Genomic DNA, 261 nt, shown 5'->3' with positions numbered 1-261 from the left:
GGGGCGGCAAGGGGGCGGGGGGAGCTGCCCGACCGCGGGCGCCCCGGATCCGGCCCCAGAGGACGCGAGCCGGCGGGAGGGGATGGCGCACGCGCTGCGCACCGAGCAGGGCCGCACCGACTCCGCGCGCCGCAAAGCCATCGTTGAACCCGCGTTCGGGCAGATGAAGCCCCGGCAAAACGCCGGACAGCTCCGGCTACGCGGCCTCGCCGGCGCCCAGGGCGAAGGGCTATCCCACACGATCTGCCACACCCTCCCCAA

General features: G+C 75.5%; 1 protein-coding gene. It reads left to right on the top strand.

The features are described 5' to 3' along the window. Positions 1 to 82 precede the first annotated feature (82 nt). The coding region (locus KVS71_RS17740; RefSeq protein WP_254635906.1) for a transposase at positions 83 to 261 on the top strand (179 nt) is incomplete at its 3' end.

This window comes from Microbacterium sp. GbtcB4 (assembly GCF_019091465.1).
GTDB lineage: Bacteria > Actinomycetota > Actinomycetes > Actinomycetales > Microbacteriaceae > Microbacterium > Microbacterium paraoxydans.
Note: the sequence above shows the minus strand (reverse complement) of the source record. Positions and strands in the feature narration are given on the sequence as shown.